The sequence below is a fragment of the Frankia sp. BMG5.23 genome (assembly GCF_000685765.2).
In the GTDB taxonomy this organism is placed as follows: Bacteria; Actinomycetota; Actinomycetes; order Frankiales; family Frankiaceae; genus Frankia; species Frankia casuarinae.
This window is the reverse complement of record NZ_JDWE01000127.1, coordinates 1-3,294: the sequence shown is the minus strand read 5'-3', so window position 1 is coordinate 3,294 and position 3,294 is coordinate 1. Positions and strand designations below refer to the sequence as shown.

The window sequence follows — 3,294 nt, the reverse complement described above, 5'->3', positions numbered from 1 at the left end:
CCCGGACTTAGGTAATACACATCCGGAAGATCAACTTTGGTCATGAGCTGCGAAAACTCCAACCAAGATCGAACTATCTAGGAAACTCCCGCTAGAGGAAATGCAGCACTTGGCCGCCGCGATGCAGGACGCGGGCCGCTACCTGGATGAGACGGTGGTGGGCTACTTCGGCCAGCAGTTCACCCGGTGCAAGGCCAACGACGGCCAGATGGGGCCGCTCCGGGCGCTGCCCCTGGTGTTGGGCGTCCTCGATGCCATCCAGTCCCGCGCCCGGGATGTCCGCCCCCAGGTGCGGCGCGCTCTCCTCAGCGTCGGGGCAGACGGGGCAGAGTTCGCGGGCTGGCTCTACCGCGACTTGCACGACGCTACGTCGGCGGCCTACTGGTACGACCGGGCGATGGAGTGGGCGCAGGAGGCCGGGGACCTGCCAATGCAGGGCTACATCCTGCTTCGTAAGTCCCAGTCCGCCTATGAGGACCGTGACGCGACGCGGGTGCTTACCCTCGCCCAGGCGGCGCGCTACGGGCCGTGGAACCTGCCGCCCCGGGTTCAGGCAGAGGTCACGCAGCAGGAGGCACGCGGTCTGGCGATGACCGGCGACCCCATCGGCGTCGTGGAGCAGAAGCTTGACGAAGCTCGCGCGCTGCTGGGGGCGGCCGACGACGACCCGGATTCCCTGGGGGCCGGGTACGACGAAGGAACCTGGTTGTTGCGGTCGGCCACCTGCTACATCGAGGCGGGAAAGCCGGGACGCGCCGCGACCCTCTACGGCGAAGTCCTGGCAACCGGCGCGCTGTCCCGCCGGGACGAGGGCTACTACAGAGCACGCCGGGCTGTCGCTCATGCGTTAGGCGGCGAGCCTGACGCCGCCGCCGAGGAAGGCCTGACCGCCCTGCGGCTGGCGACGGCCACCGGCTCCAGCCGCACCACCCGGGAGTTGACGCGGGCCGCCCAGATATTGACGCCCTGGCAGACCCGGCCCGGCCCCCGGCAACTGCGCGCCGCCCTGCTGGTCTAACCCGCCGTGAGCCAGTCCGCCACCGTGCGGATGACGAAGGCCTGCCACTCCTGGCTTTGGGGGTCGACGTAGGTGGGGTCCTCGTGGACGGCGAAGCCGTGCTGCGCGCCCTCGATCTCCACGAGCTGGTGTTCCGCCTGGAACCGGGGAGCCGCCGCCCGGGAGGCGTCCACCGAAATGAAGGTGTCCTTGGTGCCGTGGACGATCAGGGTGGGCGCGGCGATTTCGGCAACCACCTGAATCGGCCTGATCCAGAACACCTCCGCGAGCATCGCCCGGCCGTGCCGGACCGTCGGGGAGTGGTGGATGAAGCCGTCCTTGGTCAGTCGGGCGGCGGCTTCGTCGTCCAAGAAGTCGCCGTGCCAGTACGGCTTCTGGTCCACGTACCGGTTCTTGTAATCCAGCTGAGGGTTCAGGAGCACCAGCCGGGCCAGCTCCTCCGGCCGCTTGGCTGCGTAGTAGGCGGTCAAGCCGCCGCCGAAGCTGGTGCCAAGCAGGTGGATGACCTGCGCCCCGGTGTCCTCCCGCACCCGCGCCAGCGCCACCGCGATGTCGTTGAGGTGCGCCGTCAGCGTCGTCTCCTCCTGGCGGCCTTCGCTCTCCCCGTGGCCCCGGAGGTCAAAGCGCAGCGAGGCCACTCCCGCCTCCGCCAGCCCGGCGGCCAAGCGCGTGAAGAAGCCGCCCTCTTCCCGGGTTACCCCGCCGCCGTGGACCAGAACCGCGGCCCGTTCGTACGTCGCCTCCGGCGTCACGAGGGTTCCGGCCAGGTGCAGGCCGTCGAAGGTGCGGAGCGAAACGGCGGTGTCGCGCGAGGGCATGGCACTCCTTTGATGATCGGCGGCCGTCCCCTCCATCCTCCGGCCCCGAGCGCACCCAGACCAGAGGTGGCGGCGGCCGGGTGCGGTCACGGCCGCGCGTCTTCACCCGGCGGGAGGTCCCAGTCCAGCGCGCGGAGGCCGTCAGCCACCCGCCGGAGCACCACCAGGTCCGTGAAGACCTCGGCGGGCTGGGCGGGGCCGGATGAGGCCGGACGGTGGGGTAGCGGTTCGGCGTCCTCGGGGAGGACGTGGGCCGGGGCCGCCAGAGGCAGGCTGCACCAGACCACCTTGCCGCCGGAGCGGGGGCGGTAGTACGCCCACCGGGCGCTCAGGGCGTCCACCAGCAAAAGCCCGCGCCCACCTTCGGCGTCGTCTCCAGGCTTTCGCCGCACCGGCGCGGTCTGGTTGGCATCCCAGACCTCAATGACCAAATCGGCGTCCGTGCGGGTCAGGCGCATGGCGATCACGCCGCTCCGGCCTGCCGACGCCCGGCACGCGTTGGTCACGAGCTCCGAGGCCAGCAGTTCCGCCGTATCCGCAACTGCGGCCAATCCCCAGGCAGCCAACGTCGCCGTGGTGTGCTGGCGGGCCGCGCTCACCGTCTTGGCCGTGGCCTCGAACTGCCGGACCGTGGACGAGCGCGCCAGGCGTGGGCGTGCGCTCGTCGAGGTCGCCGGGGCCGTCACGACGGCTGAGCCCCGACGTCGTCGCCGGCGGCCGCGGTCGCAATCAGCCGCGCACCGGCCTCACTGATTTCTGCTTCGATTGCGCGCCGTGCAGCAATGAGCGAGGAGAGGTGATAGAGGTCGGGAACGATGACGATGGCACCGTCCGCGCGCCGGACCGCATCCAGTAGCAGCGTGAGGCCGGGGCGGATGAGCTGGCCCGGCGGCATGTTCCGGTCCACGAACACATCGGCGAGGGCCTGGCCCCCGGCGGCGGCGTGGGAACCGAGCCGATCATGCAGGCGGTCTACCTCGGCTTCGTCGTCGTCTTCCGTCCTGATGTAGCCGTACACCGTCCCGGGCATCCGCGCTCCCTCGCTGGCCGTGGTGACGACCCGGACCGGGGAGTGACCTCAACCCGGCCCGGGACGCCTACGGCAACGGTGAGCGGCACATCATGGGGGGCGCCATGCATGTCGGGTATAGCGACCATCCATATAGTCCAATATCCAATCCAGATCGGCGCCTAACCTCGCTGGGCCGAATTAAATTCAGGATTGATCTGCCGCGCCGACTTTGAGTACGTAATTGGTGTGTAGGAGCGTTCGCGCTTCGCTCAGAACTTCCAATAGGACTTCTGCCACCAGGGGAGCCTCGGCTGAATCTCCGGCCAGCCAGCCGCGTAGCTTCGCTTCCAGCTAGAGTTTCGCAGTTTTCTTGATCCAGATCAGTGTCTGGCAACGGCTGGATAATTTTCCCGATTGCTTTCGGGTGGATGATTCCCTGGTGCCTG

Annotated in this window: 4 protein-coding genes; 1 reads left to right on the top strand and 3 read right to left on the bottom strand. The window is 68.9% G+C overall.

Features of this window, described 5'->3' with window-relative positions; genetic code table 11:
• Window positions 1–109 precede the first annotated feature (109 nt).
• A complete protein-coding gene (locus BMG523DRAFT_RS21955; RefSeq protein ID WP_162839494.1) occupies window positions 110–1,018 on the top strand; it encodes a hypothetical protein in 909 nt (302 codons plus the stop codon).
• Here the strand turns inward: BMG523DRAFT_RS21955 and BMG523DRAFT_RS21950 are convergent.
• The 3 genes from BMG523DRAFT_RS21950 to BMG523DRAFT_RS21940 form a co-directional block, all read right to left on the bottom strand.
• Window positions 1,015–1,836, bottom strand: coding sequence for an alpha/beta hydrolase (locus BMG523DRAFT_RS21950; RefSeq protein WP_011436939.1), 822 nt, complete (start codon window positions 1,834–1,836; stop codon window positions 1,015–1,017). The two genes, BMG523DRAFT_RS21955 and BMG523DRAFT_RS21950, sit on opposite strands and share 4 nt — an antisense overlap.
• 86 nt (window positions 1,837–1,922) lie before the next feature.
• The gene (locus tag BMG523DRAFT_RS21945; RefSeq protein ID WP_011436938.1) at window positions 1,923–2,522 is read right to left on the bottom strand and encodes an ATP-binding protein; all 600 of its coding nucleotides are present in this window, start codon (window positions 2,520–2,522) and stop codon (window positions 1,923–1,925) included.
• On the bottom strand, window positions 2,519–2,866 hold the full coding sequence (locus tag BMG523DRAFT_RS21940) for a recombinase family protein (protein WP_043592273.1): 348 nt from the start codon (window positions 2,864–2,866) through the stop codon (window positions 2,519–2,521). Before BMG523DRAFT_RS21940 ends, BMG523DRAFT_RS21945 begins: the two co-directional genes overlap by 4 nt.
• Window positions 2,867–3,294: the final 428 nt, after the last annotated feature.